Here is a 24307-nt window from a genome sequence, read left to right as displayed (position 1 = left end):
GATCGCCACATCATAATAGTATGAGATGGGAACAGGACCAGAGGTCCAGGGATGCCCATCCCTGACCATTAGGTAATGGTAGTCAGAATCATTGCTCTCAAACCAGAAATCAACAGCACCACCGTTGCCGAAGTCCTCGGTGACAAAGCTGACTGAGCCGCAGTCTGGCCCGGACCAGACCTGAACGTCCGTATCTGCCCTGTCGAGATTGAACGTCCAGACGTGGTAATACCAACCGCTGGTGAGCGGCATGTCGGTAACGAACCAATCGCGGTCCTGCTCCAATGGTGTGAGAATGAGGCTGTGGTTGAACACAGACGCCAAGTCGCCCGGCTGAAGCACGGTGATTGTGTTCGCAAGGTCGCAGAAGCTGTCGTCCTCATATTGGTCGTGGCAGTAAATGCCGTTGTAGTAGCCGTTGCCACTTGGCAGCCAAGCCACCGTGTAGTCGTCGTCAACAAAATAGTAATAGTAGAAGTAACGACCGCGGTCCATGCTGAAAGTGCTCCGCCAGGTGCCCGGATTCTCAACGCCCAGCGGGGACATGGGCCAACGTGTATCGTAAGGACCGCTCACGTTATCGTTCGAGAGATAAACGTTCGGCGGACTCATTGGGCCCTGCCCCTCTTCATCCTCGTAATAGACATCCACGCTCAGATTGGTGTTCTCCTCCACAGAGACCCAAGTCGTCCCGTTCGACAAGACTGGCAGCCCCTGCGCCCTATACGACGCACCATAATCATGGCCAAACCAGCTCATTGTGAAATCATCGGGAAAACCTGCCCCGGTCAAACGGCCGCTGAAAACGTTGGCGGCGAAGACGTTGTCGCTCAGAATCGACTCTGATAGGTCAGCGGCGGAATCGTGGACGAAGTCCGACCAGAACTCGTAACTGTAACCAGATGCGTCTGCATATCTGAAGAGCCTGGTCACACCATCTGGCGTCCCGAATAGGACGTGCTCGCTGAACGGGAATATGTCATAGCCGGACGGACGGAGCCCCTGAGGATCGACCGCGATGCAACGCACGTCATCTGAGATGAGATCGAGCATCTGATAATTGGTCCAAACCAGAGTGTCTTTGTTGAGGCGCGACACGCCGTTATCCGTGGCGACGTAAATTATATTGTCGCCGATGGCCGCAACATCCCTCACATTATCAGAGAGAATGCCGCTGCCGGACATATCGTAGCGGAACCCGCCAGTCCCCCTGAAGAGGCCATCGCCGTCGCTGCCGAACCACTGCTCGCCATCGCCATCGACTGCGATTGAAGTGAGGTCATAGCCGAGTAAGAAATTGGTGAATGGCGGGCCGCCAGGGAAGCTCGCGCCGCCGTTATCCGTGGCAACGAGGACCTGCGCGCCACTCACCTCGACGTCATTGACGTAGCTGCCCGGAAGTGGTGGCGAGGAATAGACCGTTATTGCCCCAGTCCCAGAATCGAGGACGACAAGCCCATCCTCAGTCCCTATATACACCGTAGTCCCGTCTGGCCTGACGACCGTCGCCGTCGCCGGAAGACCATCGTCCACAGTCCACGTTGTCCAACTCGTTCCATCGAACGAGCTTGCGCCGCGGTCCGTGGCGACCCAGACATCTTCGTAGCTCCCGTCAGCTGTGGAATAGACGGATGGGATATAGTTACTAGGGGGTGCACCCTCATACTCAAAGCTGCCGACGGTGTAGCCGCCCTGACCGGCGTCGAAATAGCGGTCCCAAAGCCGCCAGTCCGTGCCGAAGTAAACAGTTGTGTCAAAAGGAAGCAAGGTAACACCGGTGGCCGCTATGTCATTCACGACTCCCGTGATACCCGTCTGCGTTGTAATGGTGCTTTCGGAGGGATTCACGACCCACCAATAAACTGCGCCTGCGTCAGTGCCGACCCACAGATTGTTATCATCGTCGAACTCAAGCGAGAGAACACGATCGGAGGGCAAACCTGGCCTACCGTCTATCGAGTTAAACCGAAGCCCGATAATATTCATATCGCCTAGTGGGTATCTGGCAATTGTGCCCGCGCTGCCTATCGGATTGTCCTCCGCCCACAGCCCCACGAGTCCATAGTCATCCATCCCGCAGAAAACTATGTCCCCTAGCCCCGGCTGACCTGTGCGAGCGACCGCGTTGACATTGTTGCTAGGCAACTCGCTGTTTGTGGTGTCCCAATACCCGAAAGGAGGCATGCCCATCTGCCTATAAAAGACGAGCCCCGTTCCGACCGAACCAAACCATATTACGCCCGATGAATCGTCAAAAACTGACATGATACTGACGTCATCCGCGGGAAGCCCGTCAGCGCTCGTGAAGTTGATCCAGGCGTCCGTGCCCAGCATGTACTGAAGAAGGGCAAGCCCGTTATCAGTTCCGACCCAGACCTCGTGCATGAAGCCTATCCCTGCCGTGCCGAGCGCCTGAACATTATCGGAAGGGATGTCCGAGTTGGATATTGTGAACGAGTCAACAATGTTCCCCGCAATGGGCTCGAAAGCCAGCAGACCGTAACCATCGGTGCCGAGCCAGAACAGCTCCTCGTCCCACATCGCGTCTATCGTGTGCGCAAGCGCAGAGATGTTGTTGGTTGGCAGACCATCCTCAACAGTCCAGCGCTCTATCGAAGCTGCTGCCCCTGTCATATCGTAAAAATGCAGCAGGCCGCCCTTCTGCGTTCCCGCCCAGAGCTCGTCGCCATCTAGAACGATCGCCCTGATGTCATCACTATTGACAAAATGCTGCCAAAACATGCCCACCGCAGAGACAGCCAATATGCTGGCAATCGCCGAGACAAGAACGACTAACCGCCACCTTGATAGCATAGGAAAACCCTCCTACATCAACCGTTACGAGAAGTCCACTTACTTCATATCTTCCATCACACTTATCTACAACTGAAAACCATTAACTGGCCAAGAACAGAATCAATCGGCCTGAAAATGCGAAGTCGATATCGAACCAATAAACTCAAACCTCGTCCCCGGCACAGCAAGCGCCGCATAGAACGTGTAGCTGCCCGGTGTAACACTAGCAAGTGGAATCCTCAGAAGCTCGTAACCGGACACCTCGAAGCCCTCGGAAAGGAATAGCGGGACGCCGGACACCTCAGTGCTCCATTCTGGCCAGAACCAGAGATTCCCCGCAGTGTCCTCGACAGCAACAAACGCCTCAACCTCGCGGCTCGCGCCGGGGTTTCTCAGCGAGGCGAGAAGAACCATCTCCTCATCGCCTTTCTCGCCGGCGGAAGTCGCCTCGATGGCGATCGTCGGCTCTGAGAGCTCGTCGCCAAAACCGACCATGTCAACATAGGTCGCGCCGCCTCTGAAGGACCCGATCTCTTGCCAACTCACCCGCAGAACCGCACTGATGGTGCCCAGGGTTGCTGGGGTGAATCTCACGGTAATGATGCTGTAGTCCTCGGCAGGCACGGTGAATGGAATCCTGCTGATCACCTTGAACTGCTCCGACACAACACCCTCGGGGCTCACCGCAACCGCAGCCGTAACGCTTACGTCGCTCTCCCCGACGTTTATCAGCTGTAGGTTCCGGATGCTGCTTCGGCCAACAATCACCTTACCAAAGTCCAACGAGGTGGGAAATGGCTTCAGCTCGCCAAAAGTATAACTGATATCTGCCACTGCCGGCGCTGCCTCAACGTTGCCGGCTCTGTCCACCGCGATTGTGTAGAACGAATACTGCCCGCCCTGCTCAGGTGGTGTAAACATAAACCACCTACTAATCGGGAACGCAGTCGTAGCCTTCGTGGCCTGCTGCCAATCGCCGCCATCATGGCTGAACCACAACTGAAGGTCCTTATCTCGCCCGACGCCGGCGAGATTGTCCACGACCGTATACTGAACCATCATTATCGCGCCATAGATGCGAACTTCTATACATGAACTCGATGGCGGCGTCATGTCAACGTAACAAGGCATAACCGAAGGAGGCGTCGCCTGAACGTTCCCGGCCTTGTCCTTCGCAATCGAGAACAACTCATATCTACCCTCGCCCTCAGGCCAGTGATACGTAAACGTCTCGTGAGCCGCGTTTGTCTCGAGCCCGGTGAACGCGAAGTCGTCCGATTCAAACCGGGAATATATCCGCATATCGGCGATCCCAGAAAGGTTGTCAGTGCCGGTGCATTCGAGGTCCGTTATGGTCGCTGCTGACACATAAGCCGGCACGCTCACGAACGAGAATGGATCGGTTGTGTCGTAGATCGTAGTGCACTCAGCCTCGTTCTTCATGATCTCCGGGCGACCCGCCAGATCGACCGCGCGCGTGAAGAAGTCGTACGTACCATCCTCCTCAGGTGCAAATGATAGCGTCCCTAATGTAGCGTGGCCCACCAAACCTGAATCGCCCCACTGTCCCCCGTTCTCTCTAAAATGAAGCTCTGTATCAACGAAGCCACTGTCGTCCTCAGCACTGTAACGCACGTCTATGGTCGCACCAGAAGCATACTCATCCGAAGCGCACGATGAGGAGGGCGCGTGAAGATCAATATGCGCCGTGCACTCCGCCTCTTCTGACAGAAGCTCCTGATTGCCGGCCGCGTCCGTGCTGATGGTTGTGAAGTCGTAGGCCCCAACACCCCGGTCTATATCGAATACGAACTCGCCAATCGGCTTGTACGCCGTCCAACCAATATCCGTCCACACGCCTCCGTTGAAACGATAATAAACCGTGGTGCTGTCCACACGGCTAATGTCGTCGATTGTCGAAAACGAGACTATAAACGGCAGTCCCCTAACGAAACGAACCGTTGAGCATTCTCGCTCATCCGCCCCAGTGATAACGCAGACCTGACTGTATGAGACCGGCGGCGTCGTGTCATAGCGAACTGTCGCCTTTGGCGGCGTTAAGGCAACAGGCTCTGGCTCGCAATTGCCCGCAACATCATGCGACAGCGTGTAGAAATCATAAATCCCCGCCCCAAGCGGAGCAGCGAACAAAAATGTCCCGCTGGCTACCGTCGCAGGAGTCGCAAGCGCCGTCCAATCGCCCGTCACATGGCCGATCATCGGCGCGTATCGATACCAGAGCTGGACATCGAGCACACCAGAGACGGCATCGCTAGCGTTGAAGTCAATGTTAAGAGGCGCACTTGCCGTTGCGTATGGCCCTGAACAGCTGCTTAAAGGAGCCGTAGCATCGAACTTTACCTCAGCCCAGGACGACAGTAGCTCCAAGTTGCCCGCATTATCGGTCGCCCTCGTAACTATCTTGTAAAGCCCCTCTCCATAGCCCAAATCGAAATAGAAGAAGCCCGCTGGGGCCGTGCTCGAAAGCCCCGACTCAATCCAGCCACTTCCGCCAGGCGGCACGAAGAGCAGGTCAACTCTCGCAATCCCCGAAAGATCTGCCTCTGATTGATACTGAACCTCGACTGGTGACTCCCTCACCAAAAGAGGCACAACTGCTAACGTTAAGGGCGGAACCGTATCCCGAATCGTGGTGAAATCCGGAACGTCAGGCACAGCCTCAGCGTTCCCGGCCTTGTCCTGCATCATCGAGTAGAACTCATATAGACCATCACCCGCGCTGGGGTCGAAATCAATCACACCGAACTCCCCGTGGCCAACTACCATCGGGCTCATCCAGCCACCAGGCGGTTGACGATAAAACACCGTAACAGTATCAACGCCGGAGAAATCGTCCCAAGCCGTATACTCGATCGGAATAATCCCGCCGGTCGAGTACGCTGGCCCGCTGGCCCTCGAAGTCCCAGCATTCCGGTCCAGAAGTATTGTGCATGTACCAAGACCGTCATTCTGCACACCTCCGGCCATGTCTTGCACCTTGACCCTGAACCTGTAAGCCCCGTCCAACAGCGGATTGCCGGAAGGACCGCTGTAGGCAAACGTCCCATGGTCAACACCATAATCAGTCCGCCCAGTGAACAGCTCTATCTGACCCTCAAGCGCATAGTAGAGGCTGACGCTTGCAATGCCCATCCCGCTTCTGTCCGTCGCCACGTAATCTATCGTGATCGGCAGCGAGCTCGTGTAAGCATCACACGAGGCCGTGCTTGTCGGGAGCTCGGGCGTGTAACTCGTTGTTGCAACATTGCCCTCACTTATCGCCCTGCCGAAATCCTCCACATTGCCGCACTTATCCTGCGCAGAGGACGCGAACAGATACTGCCCAGGACCTTCGTTCCAGGGAGACTGTGCCCGCGGAGTAAACTCAATTGTGCCCGCCGGGGCTGCACCAGTCGCCGGATACCGACGCCAGGCGCTCAGGTCCGAACCATCACTATTATACGTATAGTAGAGCGACACGTTGTCCACCCCGCTGCCCGCATCCCCCGATGTATAGCTCACAGCAATCGGCGCGGTATCCGCATCAAGCGGCGCTGTGCAAGCCGAGGTCGGCGGCACCGTGTCGTAGATCAGCCATGTCTCCGGCTCGCTCGCCCCCGAGGGCGCCTGCTCCCAGTTCTCAGCGTTATCGACGCCCTGAGTCAAGAAGTAGTAGCTGCCGTTAGCATCCTCCGGCAGCGTGATAACAAAGCTGCCCGAACCGCCCGTCTCCTCAAGGCCAGTGTAGAACCACGTTCCATCATTAAACCGCAGCCAAAGCCTCGTCTTGGCCGGCCCGCTCAGGTAGTCCTCAAGCGTAAAGCCAACATCAATATCATCCTTGCTGACCACGTAATGCTCCACAGCACAAAGCGATGTCGGGACCGTAGCGTCAAAGACCGTTGTGGTCTTGGGCAGAAACACAATCTCGGCGTTCGGGGGAGTGGCGTTGTCGTACGCCACCGTCGCGAAACCGAACACACCCTCGGCTGAAGGCATGAACACAAACTGCCCGCTCGTCCCAAGCTTGGCATCCAGCCCGCTCGCAGCCCACGGCCCGCCATCATGAGAATACCAAAGCTCCGTGTAGGCGATCCCCGTCTTGCGAACTCCCACATCCCAAGAACTGAAACCAACCACTATCGGGACAGTTGAGGCGTTCGCAAACGTCGGAGACCAGCAGTCCGAGGCAGGCGCATAAATATCTGCCACAACCATGTCGTTGTAGGTCACCAGCTTGCCGTCCGGCTTCGCCCAATAGAACGTCCCATTCCTGTCGATCGCGCAAGAAAACGCCGGCGGCTCGTTCAGGTCCTCGGTCTCCCAGCCCAGGTCCCCTGCCTGCGTTATACAATAGTATCTGTTGCTGTCCGCTCCAAAATAAATATGTCCCGCACCGTCCATGACGAGCGCAGACCGGATGGGAGCTCCAACATCATAGACAATCGTTGTCGCTGTGCTGTGTTGGTCTATGGAATAGATGATGCCGTCGTCGCACCCGAAGAACACAGTCCCGTCCGGAGCGATCACTGGCACCGAATAGACGCTCGCCGGCATGATGACCTCCCAGCGAAGTGTGCCCGAAGTGGGCATGTCAGGAGGCGCAGGAGGGTCAACGCAGCAAAAGCGCCTCGTCGAGGTCCCGAAGTAGATGGAGCCGTCCGTGGCCATAGCCGCGGCCATCCTGTTGTCCGCAAGGCCGCTGTTGTAGCTCCAGGCCAGCGTCCCGTCAGGGAACAATACGTAGAACGTGCCGCAGCCGCCGCCGAAATAGATGTTTTCTAGCTCGCCCACCATGATTGTGCCGGTAATCTCATCCGGAACAGGACACGCATATTGCCACTTCGCAGTGCCGTCTCCGTTGACGGCATAGAGTGTGCCGTCGTCGGCCCCGAAATAGATGGTGTAGTTCTCCACTCGGTTGACAGTAACTCCGGCGTGGATCGCGCTGCCTAGCGCTCCGTCATAAACCCAGGCCTGCGTCCCATCGCTGTTCAGGGCATAGAGCTGGCCACCCTCTGTCCCAAAAAATATCTTCTCGTCGTATGTCAGCGCGGGCGTTGCAGAGACCGCGTCCGGCGTATGATAGGACCACTTCAGCGTCCCATCCGTCGCAACGGCGAAGAGGCTGTTATCGCTCGTGCCGAAATAGACGTTCCCCTGACCATCGACAACCGGCGCGGTCGTGATGATGTCGTCAGGTATCGTATATATCCATAGAAGATTCGTTGTCGCCGAGCCGCTGCCGACAGCGCTGCCCGTCCGTTCAAGGTCCCTCTGAACCATCGGCCACTGCGGGCCATAGACCCTGATCTTATACGCGCCCATCTCGGCGGGGTTGGCCTGTTCAACCTTCAAATAATACCGTCCCGTCACAAGGCACGGGAAAACTATGTGTGCCTCGTCGCCGCCGAGGTCCTGTCGCAGAAGCGCTCCGGGGCACGGGTCGCCAAGATCATAGAGATACACGTTGCCCGCATAGTCAGGATCGGCGTCATCTTCAACATCGATAACGTAAGTTATGTTGTATTCCGCGTCAAAAGCGAACCAGTCCTCATCGCCGGGTGGCTCGAGGTTGTGCCCGTCCTGCCACGTGCCGTCTGTTGGAAGAAGCGTTGCGGCCATGCACGAATCGTCCCACTCATAAGGATCGGGCGAGTATGGCGCGGCGGAGACTGTCGGGCCTGAATACGGCCCGTCCACCGCAATGTTCCAATCCGCCTCAACCGCCAAGAAGCTATAGCTATGACCGTTGCCGGCGCTGAGCGTCGTGGAGTATTCCCACGTGCCGTCGCAATAGTCGCCATCAACGAGCGTCATATCGTAGTTGGTGTCATCCACTCTGGCGAATATGTAAACTGGCCCCTCACACTCAGGATCGCTGTAATGAACCGAATAGACGAAGACCGTCGTCCTGTCGCCCGTATCGGGCGTAACCACTCCACCGTAGAGGCTCGGCCCCTGATTCAGGAGCTCAGAAACGCCAACCTGCGTCCCAAACCACCTGTTCCCATAGGGGTCAACGTCAATCGAGCAGATGCGACTGCTGAACAGGCCGCTATTATCAGCGAAATAGTTGTAGTCACACACGCCCAACCCGGGATTGAGACAAGAAAGGCCGGCGTCTGTCCCAGCCCAGACGTAACCCGCGTAGTCAACCTCAATGCTAAGCACGATGTCCGAGGCAAGACCGGTGTTGTTCTTCCGATAGCTGTGCCAATTCGTCCCGTCCGGCGCGCAGGTGCAGACCCCACGCATCGTCCCGAACCAGGGGTTTCCCTCGGGGTCAACATCTACACAGAAGACGATATCCGAGATAAGTCCTGAATTAGTTGTCCGGAAGGTCTGCCAGACATCAGCAATCGGATCGTAGGATGAGGCTCCCCACATCGTGGCCAGCCAGAACGTCGAGCCGTCCCGAGAGACAGCAATATCGTTCACCCAATTATCAGCCAGGCCGCCATCACTGCTTTCAACCGTGTCGAACGTCCATCTCAAGCCCTGGGAAGGAAACCTGTTGTCGTAAACCGCAAGACCATGCTGCGTGCCGATCAGCGCCAGCTCATCGTCCTGCTCGTATGCCGCAACTGCCGTAACAGCGTTCGATATCAGTCCGCCGCTTGTGTTCGACATGTTGTAGGTCGTGAAGTCCAGGTCATCGTAGTCACCCTCGCCGACCGCGAACCCCTCGTCAGTGCCGAGAAACATGACGTAATCTTCGTCATCGACCATATCAATTGCTGTAATGAAGTTGCTGGGAAGCCCAGAGCCGTCGCCAGCAAAATAATGCGTCCAATCTGGCGATGCGGGATTGGAGTCACTGAGGATATACAAGCCCCCGCCATAGGTCCCCAAGAACATCAGGTCCTCATGAGCATAGAAACCTAATGCGGAAACGCAGCCCCTGAATGCTAGTGGGTCCAAGTATGTCCTCCAGACACCACCGACCTTCCTACAAGCACCGTACTCGGTCGCGAAGTACGGAACCGAACTCACAAACTCGATGTCCCGAACCTCATTGTTGCAGAGGCCGGTCTCGCCAGAAACATAGGTTGTCCATGCGTCACCCACTCTGTCGTAGGTGTTTACGCCGCGACCGGTCGCAAGCCAAAAGACCGTGTCATCTGTGGGATCGACGATCATACGGGCGATCTGGTCATCCAAAAGCCCCAGTGCGGCCGTGCTCGCCTGCGTATAGACCCGCCATTGGCCGTCTTCAAGCGCCGCAAGGCCGTCATCAGTTGCGAAGAAAAGCTCCCTGCACTCGGCAAAGGCCACATCGATGACGAGATTCGAGGGGAGACCACTGTTTGAGGAATCCCAGCAGAACCAGCGCATCGGATCAGCCTCCGGCATGGATGGATCGAAGACCATAACGCCGCAGTCTGTTCCAAAGAATACGCGCTCGTCAGCACACTGCTCGAACCCTATGCAGAACACATTGTCCGACACAAACTCGGGATAGCGCCAGCTGTTGAAATACTCCCAGTCGTCGTTCCAATCATCAACCCCGTAGTCATAGGTGGCTGAGCAGACCCCGTAATCGGTCATAAAGTAGATCCTGCTAGGCTCATCAGGATTTGCGCCGAGCATGATTCTTCTGATGTAGTCGGAAGAAAGCCCGCTGGTAAGCCTTGTATAGGTTTTGAACGTCGGGCCAGCTGGGTTAATTCTCACAAGCCCCTGGTCTGTCGCAGCCCAGACAATACCGTTTTGCGTGGTGATGTCCAGAATGCAGTCAGATGGTAGGTCTACTAGGTGCACTATCGTTTCCGGGGCCGAAAGCGCGTCCTTGACGCCGTGATACTTGGCGAGCAAGGCGGCCGTCGTGACATCATATACGGCCAACCCCGCATAACCCGTGCCTACCCACACACGGCCGCTAACCTCGACCGCGCAAGTAGTGTGATTCATGTCCGTGTACGCACGCCATCCTGAATCTCCCGGCGGTGGAGGCGGCGGGCCCGAACCCCCCTTTATCTTTGCCATTCCCGTACCAGCGAAAACAAGAACGGACATCAACGCAAAAACTAACCCAACCGCTACAATGCGCGACCTTAGCATGCCGATTATCCTCCGTCCCATATTTGAGTTACCCTTATTCGCAATTTGCCATCAATCCAACCTAATACAGAACCCAACTGGCCTCTGCGATAGAACTTATGAGCTCAAACTGTGTCCCCGGCTCCACAAGCCCTGCGAAGAGCTTATATTCGCCCCTCGGCAGCGAGCCCTCAGTGTATTGCATCCGAAGGAACGGTGTGGGAGCCAGGTTGAAACCAGCCGGCAGCGACACCGAAAGACCAGACGGCTCGAATGACCAGCTAGGATAGTAAAGAAGCTCGCCGGTAGGCAACTGGACCGCAACATACAGGTCCGCGTCCAGTTCCTCGTAGATGCCCGCCAGCCCGATCGACATCTGGAGCTCCTCGCCCGGCCTCACAACCCGTGCCGGTGTCCTAAGAACCAGAGTCGGCCCGAGCGGCGCAACACCTGTGCCTGTCAGGCTGATGGTGTTGGTCCTCGAGTTGTCATCGTTGCACGCGATCGTCAGCGTTGCCTCGGTAACACCCGTTGCCCAGGGCTCGAAGCTCACCGTCACGTTCCCCCAGTCGCCAGCCGCAATAACCATGCTTGTCGGGCTGACCGAGAACGTGTCAGGATTGTCAACGAACATATTGGTGACAACGAGGTCCGCTGTGCCCACGTTGAACACGCGCAGCTGCCAATCAGCACTTGCCCCGATTGAAAGAACGCCAAAATCGTGGCTCGTGGCAGAGAAATCAATCTGAGGCGCGAACTCGCCGTAAAGCACAGAGCAGTCCGGCGTCTGCGGTAGGTTCTCCGCGTTGCCCGCAACATCTTCGGCCACGGTGCAGAAGCCGTACGTCCCATCGCCCAAAGGCGGCACAAAGTAGAAGGTGCCCTGCTTGCCGTAACCCCAGTAACTCGGGTCGAGGCATTCGGTCCAGCCACCACCGTTGAAGTTATACCAGAGCCTGACAATCGCTATCCCCGATGTGTCATAATCGAGCTCCGGCCATGAATCTGACAGGAACGGATCGTCGTCCGCCTGATATGTAATAACGATCGAGCCGCTATCTACCGCGCCCTGCGCCGTCGCACACTCGGAGACCGGCGCTATCACGTCATACGTAACATAAGCATCCCAGAATGGCACACCGAGCGGCACATCGAACTTCAGGAGCGGCCGCTCCTGCTCGTTGCCCGCAAAGTCAACCGCCTGGGTGTAGAATCCGTAAAACCCGTTGCCGTCCTGCGGATAGAAGAAAATGCTGCCCGCATCCGGTGCAACAGCCTGGCCGGTGTAGCGCCACTCTATGCTGTCTGCCGTCCAATCGTCGATCGGGTCCGGCGGCGTCATCAGATATGCATAGTACAGCTTGACCTCTCGAATGCCGCTGGAGTTGCCATTCGCGTCGCTCGCCTCGAACAGGACCTCAATCGGGGCGTCCTTCTCATTTGTAATATGCGTCGAATACGGCCTCGTCTCAACCCAACACCGCGATGTGGGAGCGCCGATCTCGTATCGAACAGTCGCCTTCGGTGTCAGCGGCGTAGGCTCCAGGTTGCCCGCCCTGTCAGTCGCCTGGGTATAAAAACGATAGATACCTAGGCCGTGCATAAAGACAAACCTGAAGGTCCCCGACTCGGCGGTCTGCTTCTGGGCCGTCTTCGTCCAACCGACGTCTCGCGTCGCGTCGCTCGGGTCTTCGTATCTATACCACAGATCGACTATGTCAACCCCGCTCCAGAGGTCATCCGTCGTGAACTGTATATCTACATAGTGCTTCCACGTGGCCTCCGGAGCCGCGCAAGACGACTCTGGAATGCTAACGTCATATATCGTCTGGCAGTCTATGCTCTTGATGCCCTCCTCGTCGCCCGAAGCATCGCTGGCAAGCAGTCTGAACCAGTATGTTCCCTCGCCCTCCTTCGGCTCGAACTCCAGAGTATAGGGCGTTCCCACAGTCGCAACAGTAGCGTCCTCCCAGTCATCATTGTACTGATACAGGTAAATGAGGCGTATGGAAGCCGCGTTCGGGCTGGTCGAATAGCTCACTACTATCGGCGATTCGTTCGTATATGGGTCACACGAACCTCGAGAGCTCGGCTTGCCATAGATCAGGTCCGTGTAGCAGTCCGCCTCGTCCTTGAACGCCTCGGTATGCCCGACTGCATCCGTCGATATAGTCTGGAACTCGTAGCGCCCCCGACCAAAAAACGGCACAAACTCGAACATCCCGCTCGTCCCCTCCATAGACATGCCAGAATCGACCCAAGCGCCGTCCCCAAATCTGAACCAAAGCGCCACATTCGTAACAGCACTCACCACGTCGCTCGCACTGAAATAGACGGGGATCGGCACCATAAAACTGTTCCCCGAGCAATAGGAGTAGGATGTCGGCGGCAAGCTGTCCAACGTTATCATCGAATCAAATGTAATAGGAGGCGCCTCGACGTTGCCACATTTGTCGGTAGCTATCGTATAGAAGTGATAGGCGCCGTCACCGTTGGCCGGCGTGAAGTCAAATACGCCCACATCGTCCGAGGAGACGTAGGTGCTCCTGACGTAAGCGTCGCCCCCGTGGTTGTAGAACAGGCGAACCTCGGAAAGCCCTGCCACGTTGTCCGATCCGTAGAAAGCGACCGGAATCGTCCCGCCGGTGTAAAGGCCCGAGGCCGATGTGTGCGACCTCGGCGCGGTGGCATCATAGACGATAGCGCAGTCTGGATCGTTGTCTGCCTGAGGCATCGGCTCGCTGTTTTGGGCGGCGTCTCGGGCGGTAGTGTAGAAGCTGTAGGTGCCCTCACCATAATAGCCGCCCGTAATAGCCGGATTGAACGTGAAAGACCCCGAGATCGACTGCCAGGGCCCGCCGAGGTCGAACTCGGTCGCCTCTGTCCAATCCGTCTCGCCCTTATATCGATAATAGACGGTGAGACCCTCAACGCCGGACAGGTCATCGTTTGCGGTGAACGTCGCGGATATCGGCAACGTCCTGGTATAGGCTTGGCAGCTCGCCTTCGATTCGGGCGTGATGACATCATAATACGTGAACTTGGACAGAGCCATCGCGGCAGCGTAATCCTGCGTATTGCCCATCTCATCGCTCGCGACCGTGAAGAACTCGTAGCGGCCCTGGCCATAGGTTGCGTCGAACTGGAAGCTGCCGTTCCAGTAGGCAGACCCAGGGTCGAAACCCGATATCGTGAACGTGTCGAGCCCAGAATCGACCCAGTTGCCGTTGTCGTATCTGTAATAAAGCCTGATGGTAAACGTATTGGAGAAGTTGTCCCGAACCCGGAAGGTAACGTCGAACGGCGTGCTTCCGAACGCACCCGGAAGGTTCACTACTTCGGATTCGGGAGGATCGGGATCGTAAAGAGTTATCGTGTCGTAGTAGTAAAGCGGTGTGTCCTCAACAAAGCCCGCCCTGTCGGTCGCCACGGTGTAGAATGCATAGTAACCCGCACCGTCTGGCGGCACGAACACGAAGGTCCCCGTGTCACCAACAAGCGACTGCCCCGTGTCGGTCGCATCGCCGATCGAGGGCCAATTACCGCCGTCCGCACTGAACGCGTAGTAAAGGCTCGTGGAGCTGACGCCGCTTCCGTCATCTGCGGCCACGAAATCGACCTCGATCATCGGCTGATTCGTTCCGATGGGGCTCGAACACTGCGATCTCGGTCGTGCATCGTCAACAATCGGCCCATAGTACACACCAGTATCAGGAGCGCGCGCCTTGCCGCCATAACCGTCCTCGAAATAGAAGTAGTAGGTGTGCGCGCCGACAACCATCGACTCGGTTCTATATATGTAGCCGCCCGTGGTTGTCTGATAACTCATAATAATGGGCTGACCATCTATCACCACGAAGTGCTTGGATGCGTCATCGCCGTTCACATCCGAATAATAGACGGAATAGGTGAACATCTCTCCGAACATGCCCATCGTTGGCGACACGCCTGGAAAGCTCAGCGCTGGATCAACGTTGTCGCAGTGCACCCCATAGACAGTGTTGTAACCCGCCACGAAGAACAGCTGGTGGTCCTGGCCAATCGCGAGCGACGACGTGATCGGCGAACCTACGTCGTGAGACCAACTCAGAACACCGACTGCCGTCGATGAGTATAACATGCCCGAGGCGGAGCCAAAAAACACGGTTCCCTTACCATCAACGGCCGGCCCTAAGACTGCGCCTCCTACATCTCTCGACCAGCCGACAACGGCCACGGTTGCCGTGCAGTCAAGCGCGTAAAAGACGCCATCGGTCGAGCCGAAGTAGTATCTTCCCGTCTCACCAAGTGCCCCGTGCCCCTCGATCGCACCCTGTGTCTCGAAAGTCCACCTGAGCATCCCGCCGGGGTTCAGGCAGTAAAGATTACCGTCATCAGCACCGAAATAGACATTCCCGTCCCCGTCAACGGTCGGCGTCGAGCGAACTGGGTAGCTCACGTCGTAGCTCCAGTTGATGTCGCCATCGCTTGTTGCAAGCGCATATAGTATCCCTTCGGTTGAGCCAATGTAGAGAACGCCGGTGTGCGACAGCGTTGGTGATGAGTTCAGGAACGAACAGCTTACGGAAGTTGACCATCTAGAACCTCCCGCAGCGTTAAGCGAATAGACCACGCCGTCGTAACACGCGAAATAGACGTTGCCATCAGGATCGACAACGGGCGAAGACAGTATCTCCGCGCCGGCGCCAAAGTCCCAATCCATGGCTCCTGTCGCTGTGTTCACAGCGTAGAAGTAGCCGTCCTGGGCGCCGAAATAGACTGCCGAGCCGTCAGGCGAGAGCGCTGGCGAGACCATCACTGGCTCCGAATCCCCAGACTCAAAGACCCAACGCTCATTGAACGAGGGATCGAGCGACACCAGCCGGCCGTATGATGCACCGAAATAGAGATTCCCCGCCGGGTCAACGGCCGGACTCGAGGCGATTGTCGGGCCAGTCGAATAGGTCAACACATCGCAATAGCCCTGCGGACCGATCGCCGAGATGGTTGCGACCCTGGTGTAGAGGTGCCCCATCATCGGCCACTGGTTGCCTGAAATGCTCAGCGAGTATGCTCCGCCGCTTGCTGTGCTCGAGCCTTGGTCCAGCAGTCTGAGGAAGTAATAGGCGCCCTCATCAGGTGTGAACACGAACGGCGCAGTCGAATCGCCGGTCTCAAGCGGCCCAGTCGTGCAGTCGCTCTCGTATATCTCGACCACGACTGACGAGTCTGTCGCGGGCGCTATCGTAATCGTGTAATCAATATAAGCCTCGCCCCTGAAGTAGAACCAGTCCACGTCTGATGCGAGCGGAATGAGGTTGTGGCCGCCATAGACGGTGCCATTTGCCCAGATGAGGCGAGCGTCAATGCACATGTCGTCTGGCTCGAACGCATCGTAGATGTCAGGCCCCTCAAAGACGCCACTGCCAGTAGGATACCGAACCAGACAGCCGTCGGAATCCACGAACTCGAAGAAGAAAGTCCAATGTCCCGGCTCGAGGCTGATCGTCGCGGAGTAATCCCCGTTGTCAGGTGTGCCCGAGCCCAGCGTCATCGTGTATTCCCTCGCGCCAACGGTCAGCGTCCCTGATAACGGCGCAAACCCGTCGAAGTCCTCGAAATGAACCGTGAATGTATAATCATCAAGCGGCCCGCCCAGCGCCGGCTCAACCGACTCGTCGGAAAGAATCGGCATCCCCTGCCTCAGCGCCGAGGCGCCTCCTCTGGTTGCGGCCCAGATGCCTACGCACGACTGATAACACAGGTCGTAAACGTTGCCATTGATAAGTCCACTGTTGGTGGGGAGAAATCGCGTGCCCGTCATGCTCCATTTGTCGAACTTGGTCAGGCCGCGGCTTGTGGCGATCCAAAACCAATTGCCAGAGCCCTGAATCACCGCGTTGATGGTATTGCTACCGAGGCCAGAGCCCGGCGTGCTCGTCCTGATTGACGTCCAAGTATTGGGCAGGTCAAGGATGCTGATGCCATTAGTGGTACCGATCCAGACCGAGCCTTCCCCATCGACCAAGAGGCTGCGCACGTTCTCAGAGAGAATACCGCTGTTACCAGTGTCATAAGTAGTCCAGGTGTCGTTCACAACGTCCAGAACCGCAACGCCCCAGTTGGTCCCAATCCAGAGATAATAGCCGTTACCTCTGACCTCACCCGCGAGGCTCGTTACGTAATTGGAAGGAAGGCCGCTATTCGCCGTCGTATATGTATCCCACACGGTCGAGCCGGTCGTGTAACATGCCAGGCCATTGTCCGTGCCAAACCAAGTCCTTATGACGCCGCCGGTCGCAGGTCTTGGGTCAAGCGCAACCGCCATCACGTGGTTAGACGGCAGCGCACCGCCCGTGTTGGTCGTATCGAAGGTCTCCCAAACCGACCCCTTATCAAAGAAGCTGACGCCCAAGTTTGTCGCAAACCAGACGACGCCTTCACCGATCCTGTCATCCAGCGCTATGTCATTTATATAATTGGAGGCGATCGCATTGCTCGCAGCGTAAGAGTAAGTCTCCCACGCGCCGGGCATGCCCTCGTTGACATCCCAGCCGCCGAGCAGGTTGGCGCCCGCTCCATAGGTCCCGAACCATATCTCGCCTTCCTGACAGGCGATTGCACGCAGGTCGTTTGAGGCGAGGTGCTCTTCCCAGAAGCAGTACCACCCGCCGTCATATTCGCACAATCCACCGTGCGTCCCAGCGACGAGGTTTCCGCCGGTGTCGAAGACGTCCCTGACGTCGTCCGAGCAGAGGTCTCCGCCGGTGTCGGCGGTCGTGTAGCAGCTCCATCCCCCACCGGTGATGTCATGCACAATTATTCCAAGTTCAGACCACATCCAGAGCTCGTCATCAACCCCAACTATCCCCCGCAGGTCGTTCGAGACAAAATTCGCATCCGTCCAGGTACCGTAAGTGTCCCAATTGTCGTTCAGGTCAACCCGCGCCGCGCCGTTGTCGGTCGTGAACCATATCCAGCAGCATGGAACCTCAAGAATGCCTGTCACGAAGTTCGATGGAAGGCCATCGGCGGTTGTATATGTCCCGTAGGTCCACGGGTCAAAGTTCATATTGATCTGCGTAACGCCCGAATCGGTCCCGATCCAAGCCCGCTCGTGATCGTCAAAGTAGATGCAGTTTATGCTGTTTGAGGCAAGCCCATCCGCAGTGCTGTAAACATGCCACGTGCCCATATCCACGTCATAAACAGCAATCCCAGCGTCCTGCGTCCCAATCCACACCTCGTCGGTGCCCGGGCGCGCCTCGATCGTCGTAATCTGGTTGGAGGGAAGCGACGAGTTCCAGACCGTGAACGTCGAAATGCCAAACTCCCACGCATTGTGAGACGACGTATCGACCACGTTGATGCCCTCGTTGCAGCCCAGCCAAACCGTGTCCGAAGGCCCAACCGCAACGGAGGTGAACGAGTTCGTCAAAAGCTCCTCCCTAACCCAGACGCGCACAGTGGCGCTCGCGTCCTCCTCGTCGGAGTAAAGGTCAGGTTGAGACTTCAAAAACTTGTCAAGCTCAAAGGAACCAAGGTCCCAGAGGAGAGTCCCCCCGCTGTTGGTTACTACCCAAAGCGAGTCACCCTCGCCAGAGACGGCATTGATGTCGTCACTGTTCACGCGAACATACCATTCCTGGCCTAGGGCCGCCGATCCCCCTAGGCAAAACAGCACGATGAGCAATACTAGTAATCTATCTCGCATTACAAATCCTCCAACGCAGATTTGGTTAGAACGCGGTTGTTATCGAATTATGTCCTTATTCTACAACTATGCTCAATATGGCAATATCAGAAAGAAACTCGTATCGAGTCTCAGGGGCCACGACTGCCCCAAAAACTACATACTCGCCACGCTCAACGCCATCACCAACACAAAAGTCCAGAAGCGCAACCGGACCAAGCTGAGAAGCCTCGCCTAAGTTGACCGTGATGGCCTGTGGAGACGACCCCCAGTTGGAGTAAAAGTAGAGCGTGTCCGAACCGGGCAGCCGAACAGCCACATAGACGTCAGCCGTCTTGGCATCGCCGGGGTTATCTAGCCAGCCGGAGACAATCAGACGGTCGTCGGTGCTGACCTTTGAGCCAGTGCTCGCCAGCCTAATCGTGGGCGGTGTCTCGCTTGCCCCCTCGCCACTGACAGTAGCAACGAGGCTCGCGGCGTCCGGATCGTCGCTTTGGACCGTAACGGTATCCTGGAAGGCGCCGCTCTCGTCCGGCGCAAAAGTGATCGGGACATCCAGATGTTCGCCTGCACCGATCACAACCGGCGCTCTGAAATCTGCCTCGAAGCACTGCGTTGTTGTCGCGACGCTCTCAACGCTCACCGGCGAATTGCCGGTGTTGACCAGCCGCATATTCCAGGCCTTTGTCTTGTCGATCAGCACAGTTCCGAAGTCGTGATCATCCTCAAGGAGCGCAAGAGCCGGCCCAGCAGGATTGTACAGGACGATAGCGTCTGCCTGCGACGGGACTGCCTCTTTCCTGCTTACTCTGTCAGTCGCAACAGTATAGAACGAGTATACGCCCACTCCCTCGTCTGGCGTGAACTCAAAAGTGCCCGTCTCGTTGCCCCAAATAGTGTCAAAGCGAGAATACTCACCGTCCTCGAACGAATACCAAAGCCCAACGGACATCACGCCAGAGGCGTCGTCACTCGCCTCGAAATCAACCAGAATCGGCTGCAACATCACCGTCCCTGGAGCGCTGGCCGATGATTCCGGCGGAGCGAGGTCGAGCACCGCCGAGCAGTCCGCATACTGAGGCGGAAGCTCCATATTGCCAGCCCTGTCAACTGCAAGCGTGTAGAACTCGTAGTATCCGCCGCCCTCGATCGGGAAGAAGAAGAACGAGCCGCCCGCGGGGGTCCCAAGGTATTGGTCTTCCGACTCGGTCCAATCGCCCTGGTTGTAGCGATAATAGAGAAATATGGTCTTAAGCCCGCTTCCCTCATCACTCGATGAGAACTCAACCCTGAATGGCGAAAGCTCCCCAGCCGACTCGCACCAAGAAATCGATTGAGGCGGCACTGTCTCGTAATAGACTGAAACTCCCGAATCACCGGTAAGCGGCGTAAGGTTGCCGGAATTGTCCTGGCCGAGAGCCGCGACCTGATAGGATCCCTCTCCTTGGAGGAAGTCGAATGTGAACTCTCCCTCCCGATACTCGGAGAAGTAGGCCGTCTTAAGCCACTCGCCCGTTTTGAACTTAATCCAAAGCGTGACCTCCTTGACGCCAGAGGTCTCGTCAAAAACACTGTAGGTCACTTTAACAGAGCGATTGTGAGTTGCCTCTGGACAGCTTGTTGTCGCCGTTGGAGGGGTAATATCGGATTTACAGCTTGCGTCCGGCGCCGCTGGCAGCTCTTCTTGGTTACCAGCCCAGTCTGTTGCTTGAGTGTAGAACTCATAGGTGCCATCCTGAGGGGCAACGAAACGAAAGGCGCCCTCAGCACTATAGCGTATTACATCGTAATGGAACATTGGCCCGCCGTTCAGCCTATAATAGAGGTCAACACTTCTGACCCGACTCTGTGCATCATCCGCAGTGAAGTTTACGTCGAAGTTCGTGCCTGTAAACTCGACTGTTGAGCAGCTCGAGACAGGCGGCGTGCCGTCATAAGAAACGGAGAAGTGGTAATATGTGGGAGGAACAGACTGCCGGTTTCCGGCCTTGTCAACCGCTATGGTGTAGAAGTAATGCCAGCCCTCCTTCTCGGCCGTGTAGATGAACAGCCCACTGGCCTGCTCTAGCGTCGCTACCGGGAATCGCCCGAAATCTGGGTCGTCCTCATGTCGGTGCCACAGCTCAACATAGTCGATCCCGCTCTCGCCGTCGCTCGCCCCATAGGGAATTCTCATAACCGGCGTGTCGTGCGCCCTGTAGGACTGAGCCGTTATATAGGAGCTTGGCGCCCGGCGATCATAGACCACCGTGCACTCTGCCTCGTCCGGAAGCGCTTCGACAAGGCCAGCATGATTCGCCGCGATAGTGCAGAACTCGAACGTTCCAGAGACATAGGTAGGGTATTCAAAGACGCCGTAGCGCTTCGTTGACGACAGACCCGTGTTCTCCCAATCGTCCCCCGGCTGTCTCACGTAGAGTGCAACCGACGCAATGCCGCTCTGTAAATCCTCGGCCGAGAAATGCAGCGGAAACGGGCTGTACCTCGTGTACGGAAGAAGGGATTCGTCAGCATACACGGCCGACGTCGGGGGCGAGCCGTCAACGACTGGGCCCGAAAACACGCCAGATGCAGGGAGCTTCACGATGTTGCCGGACGCCTTCACGAAGTAGAAGTAGTATGTGTGCGAGCCCTCAGCAAGATCAACGACCGAGAACGAATACCTCCCGTTATAGCCCGCGCCCGACGCCAGAGACATATCGTATGGAACGCCATCAATATATATATATGCGTCCACCGAATAGCCTAGCGGCGAGAACTCGACATCGGGATCAAAATAATAGACAGAGTACTCAAACTCCGTGCCTGTGCCCTCGAACTTCGGGGTCGCCGGAAGCCCGGAATGCGGCGCAAGCTCAGGCTCTGACAGGCCAGAATCATGGTTCTCAAGGTAGAGGCTCGCGCCGCCACCCTCCGTGGCAAACCATTTGTTGTCGTCCGAATCAACCATTACGCGGTTGACAACGTCATGCGAGGGACCACCAGTGGCGCGATTGAGCGTCGCCCAGAGGCCATCGCTGAACACCGACACACCGCCATCGGTCGCAGCCCAGACCTTGCCTGTCCCGTCAACCTTCAAATCATTGACGGCGTTGGAGCCGATCCCAACTCCTGAATAAAGATGCCAGTTGCCTAGTTTATATTCGACCAGCCCGTATTCCGTGCCGAACCAGAAGGCACTCGCCAGGCAGTCTTCGCCAACGAAACTGACCTTATGACCAAGCGGCCCGAACTCTGCCCCAAACACGTCCCATTCGGCGTAGTCATACTTGGCAGTCCCGAGCGCAGTGGCAGCCCAGAGATTGAAATCGCTATCAATGTAGAGGTTCAGAACGTCGTCCGACGGCAGGCCAGACACTGACGTTGAGGAGTCATAAGTCCGCCACGAGCTCCCATCGAACTTGCAGACGCCCGCGTCGGTCGCGAGCCACTTGATACCGTTCCGGTCGATAACGATAGCTCTAACATCGTTACTGGCTATCCCCGAATTGCCGGTGTTATAGCTGAGCGTAACTGCACCACCGTCAATCACACATACGCCGTTCCCCGTGCCAACCCAGACGCGGCCAACCCTGTCGATTGCAGCGTCGCGCACGTCGTTCGAGCAAAGACCGCCGGCAACATCGAAGTTGGTCCAGCCGGCGCCGTCGAACTTGGAAACGCCGCCGCCCGTTGCGAACCATTTGTTGTCGTCAGGGTCGATCAGGACCGCGCGAACGTCATTTGACAGAAGACCGACAATCGTTGACTCCGTCACCCAGAAACTCCCGCCAGAATCAATGCTCGCAATCCCGCCAGCTGTGCAGACCCACTTAGTTCCCGCAGAACCGATCGCTATGTCCCGAACGTCGCTCGAAAGAAGTGCAGAATTGACCTCCTTGTAAATCGTCCAATCATCGCCGTCGAACGCCAGAAGGCCGCCTTGTCCGCCGAACCAGTGAATACATTTCCCACCAACGTTCTCGACAACCATCGCGGCGAAGGCGTCCTCAATCATTGGTTCGTCGGCAGCGATGTGTTGATAGGTCGTCCATAGGTCGCTCTTTCTAACAGCGACTCCCTGATCAGTTCCAAACCACACGCCATCTGAAGCGAAATCAATAGCGGAGACGTTGTTGCTTGGCAAGCCGTCAAGCACAGATATTGCTGACCAAGAACCGCCCGGACCAAGTATGCTGACACCCTGATCAGTCCCAAACCACTTGACATGGCCCTCGTCAACCGAGACTGAGTTCACTGTGTCCGATACCAGCCCGCTGTTGGCCACCGTGTAGTTAGTAACAGTCGAGGGCAGCGCGCCCACGATTACGAAGACCCCGTTATCCTGAGTGCATACCCACTTGTTCCAGTATTCATCGCCCGCAATCTCCGGATCAGGATCAACGAACTCAACCGCCATTCTGAACGGCGCCATCACCAGGCCCGGGTTCCACCAGTTCGTTCCATCAAAGATGGTCATGCCATTGGCGCCGCCAAACCACTCATACCATCTGCCTGCCTCGAAGTGTGAGGTGATGTCGGAGATGGCATCGGAGACGAGGCCGCTGTAGCCGACCATTCCGCTCGAATCGAGCCTGTTGACGCCGGAATCCCGGGTCCCAAACCAGTACGCTGCTCTCCCCTGCGTCTCAATGCTCGTTATGTAGTTGCTCCCAAGTCCGTCGCCCAAGTGCAACTCAAACTCATCACCATCAAAGGCCAAGACGCCCCCGGAAGTGCCGATCCAAACGTTACCGGACGCGGCGCAGCCAAGTGCGTAGCCCATATCGGTCGTCAGGCCAACTGCCCCGGAAGAGGCGACATTGAATACTAGAGTCTCCGAGCCATGAATCCTGTTAAGACCCTTATCAGTCGATATCCAGACATAGCCATCAGAAGAGACAACGATGTCCGTTACGTAGTCAGAGCTCAGGCGACCATTGGTGCCCGTGTAAGAATACCAGCTGCTCCCGTCGAAGCGGCTTGCGCCCTGATAGGTCCCAAACCAGTAATTGCCATCGACGTCCTTGGCAATGCTGGAAACCCTGTTAGCGACAAGTCCGTGCTGGACCTTGTATTGGTGCCAGCTCTCGTCGCTGATGTTCATGACGCTCACGCCGAAGTCAGTGCCGACGAACAGCTCGTCCGTATCCGGATCAACGAAAAGCGACAAGACGTGAGGCGAAGCTAAGTCGCTGTTGTAGGGTGTGTAGGATTTCCAGTTGACACCATCGTAAACCGACACCCCGATCTCGGTGCCAATATATTTGTCCAGCGTTCGCGGATCGATCGCGATCGCGCTAATGCTGTTGGTCAAAAGGCCGCTGTCATCGCGGGTGAACGTCTCAAACTGCTCGCCGTTGAACATGCAGAGGCCAACATCCGTCCCAAACCAAACCGTGAGGCTATCGCACGCCAGAGCAGTAATGTCTCCGGAAGGTAGCCCATCGGCCTGAGTATAGAATGCCACGTTGCCGGCCGAATCAATCCGGGCGGCCCCGTTGCCATTAGTTGTCCCACACCACACTTTGCTGCCTTGAACAGCTATATGGCGAACATCACAAGTTTGAGAGTAGTTTATCCACTCTGCGAACCCCGCAGCCGCAACGCTCAATGTGAAAATCAGAGCCACAAGAAAACAAACTCGTCCCCGCATCCCATATTCTCCTATATTGGGCCTCTTAGGCGAAGCGAAAACCTTTGTCATAGCCAAACAGGAAGTCAGATACTTGATCTCGATTTAAAACGTCCCCAGTTACCCTACATAAGCAAAAAAACTTCAACACATGCAACAAGCCCCTATCAAGTGCCTTCTAT

At 56.7% G+C, this 24307-nt stretch carries 4 protein-coding genes; all 4 read right to left on the bottom strand.

The genetic code is table 11. From position 1 onward, the window contains the following. Positions 1-2814, bottom strand: a 2814-nt coding sequence (locus VM163_11540; protein ID HUT04508.1) for a two-component regulator propeller domain-containing protein, incomplete at its 3' end; no start/stop codon positions are given. 102 nt (positions 2815-2916) lie between these two features. After that, complete coding sequence (locus tag VM163_11535) at positions 2917-10785, bottom strand: PQQ-binding-like beta-propeller repeat protein (GenBank protein ID HUT04507.1); 7869 nt, start codon at positions 10783-10785, stop codon at positions 2917-2919. A gap of 136 nt (positions 10786-10921) precedes the next feature. Continuing rightward, on the bottom strand, positions 10922-18532 hold the full coding sequence (locus VM163_11530; protein ID HUT04506.1) for a PQQ-binding-like beta-propeller repeat protein: 7611 nt from the start codon (positions 18530-18532) through the stop codon (positions 10922-10924). A 55-nt stretch (positions 18533-18587) separates the two neighbouring features. Further along, complete coding sequence (locus VM163_11525; protein HUT04505.1) at positions 18588-24146, bottom strand: two-component regulator propeller domain-containing protein; 5559 nt, start codon at positions 24144-24146, stop codon at positions 18588-18590. Positions 24147-24307 lie beyond the last annotated feature (161 nt).

The sequence above is a fragment of the bacterium genome (genome assembly GCA_035527515.1).
Lineage (GTDB): Bacteria > B130-G9 > B130-G9 > B130-G9 > B130-G9 > B130-G9.
The sequence above is the reverse complement of the archived record's forward strand: the minus strand, read 5'-3'. Positions and strand labels throughout refer to the sequence as shown.

Bases quoted from the DNA above. Each gene is read 5' to 3' on its own strand.
- VM163_11535 (HUT04507.1), bottom strand. From the start codon at position 10,785: ATGGCAAAGATAAAGGGGGGTTCGGGCCCGCCGCCTCCACCGCCGGGA.
- VM163_11530 (HUT04506.1), bottom strand. From the start codon at position 18,532: ATGCGAGATAGATTACTAGTATTGCTCATCGTGCTGTTTTGCCTAGGG.
- VM163_11525 (HUT04505.1), bottom strand. From the start codon at position 24,146: ATGCGGGGACGAGTTTGTTTTCTTGTGGCTCTGATTTTCACATTGAGC.